The sequence below is a fragment of the Spirulina sp. CCY15215 genome (genome assembly GCF_016888125.1).
Classification (GTDB): domain Bacteria; phylum Cyanobacteriota; class Cyanobacteriia; order Cyanobacteriales; family Spirulinaceae; genus CCY15215.
Map to the genome: position 1 here is coordinate 1 of NZ_JACSWA010000175.1, position 1,257 is coordinate 1,257.

General features: G+C 43.8%; 1 protein-coding gene and 1 pseudogene. Both read left to right on the forward strand.

Going from position 1 to position 1,257, the window contains the following annotated elements:
• Positions 1 to 93 precede the first annotated feature (93 nt).
• A pseudogene (miaE, locus tag JUI58_RS00880) lies at positions 94 to 636 on the forward strand (tRNA isopentenyl-2-thiomethyl-A-37 hydroxylase MiaE); the annotation flags it as partial.
• 37 nt (positions 637 to 673) lie between these two features.
• A complete protein-coding gene (locus JUI58_RS00885) occupies positions 674 to 1,153 on the forward strand; it encodes a GNAT family N-acetyltransferase (RefSeq protein WP_204101861.1) in 480 nt (159 codons plus the stop codon).
• Positions 1,154 to 1,257: the final 104 nt, after the last annotated feature.

Sequence of the window (1,257 nt, forward strand, 5' to 3'; positions counted from 1 at the left end):
TGATTCGCTTCGCTCAATTTCCTCTGTTGGCGGCGTTTCCGAGAACCGCTAACCCTGTCGGGTCTAACGGGAGTCCCCACGCCGCTTTTTTGATGGGTTGAGCAAGCGATCGCCAATCTCGATACAATTCTTTTAGATCATTCTCACTGCGAGCGTAAAGCTGCGTCTATGGCGCTTAATATTATGTTTCGCTATCCTTCTTGGACGGTTTTAGTGCGAAAATTAACGGCGATCGCGAGGGAGGAATTGGAGCATTTCGAGCAGGTTAATCAGTGGCTAGAACGCCGTAATATTGCCCTTGCGCCTTTAAATGCTCCTCCTTATGGTAAACGATTAAAAGCGCTCTTGCGCCATCAGGAACCCGATCGCGGTTTGGATTTTTTGTTGATTTCGAGTTTAATTGAAGCACGTTCTCACGAGCGTCTAGGGCTATTAGGGGAGCATTGTCCAGATCGAGAACTGGCGGCATTTTATCGCGGTTTAATGGCTTCTGAGGCACGTCACTATGGCGTTTATTGGCTGTTGGCGGATACCTATTTCGATCGCGATATCGTACAATCTCGTTTAGAGGAGCTTGCTATTGCTGAAAGTGAGATTCTCTCAACGTTACATCCTGAGCCGAGAATTCATAGCTAATTGTCTGATAATTGATAATTGATAATTGATAATTAAAATGCGGCAATTTTATCGGGATTTTTTGATTCGAGATTGGCAAGTAGGCGATCGCACTGCTGCTTCTAATCTAATTCGCGATGTTTTATTGGAGTATGGTTTGCCTTGGGAATGCGGTTGTAGCGATCGCGATGTTATTGAAGTTGAGGAATATTATTTAAACCAAGGGGGAGAATTTTGGGTGGTCGAATATTTGGGGAAAATTGTTGGGACGGGAGCCTATTATCCGATTGAGAAGGGATATAAGGCGGTAGAATTGCGAAAAATGTATTTGTTACCGGAAGCACGCGGACAAGGTTTGGGGCGTTTTTTATTACAACAATTAGAAATGGCGATCGCCGCACGAGGGTTTCAGGAAATTTGGTTGGAAACGGCGACTATTCTCAAAGAAGCAGTTAAACTTTATGAAAGCTACGGCTATCAAATTTCAACGGGAGTAGAAACTCAACGCTGCGATCGCCTTTATATTAAAAAATTTTAAACTTAAATTTGGGTGCATCTCAAAGTTGCAAATTTACAACATTGCTCCGAATAATTAGAGCTAGGGAGCGAGACGCTCCCACTACAATAAACCATAATGGGGGT

Excerpts from the sequence above, each read along its gene's own strand:
- JUI58_RS00885 (WP_204101861.1), top strand. The coding sequence starts at position 674 with ATGCGGCAATTTTATCGGGATTTTTTGATTCGAGATTGGCAAGTAGGC.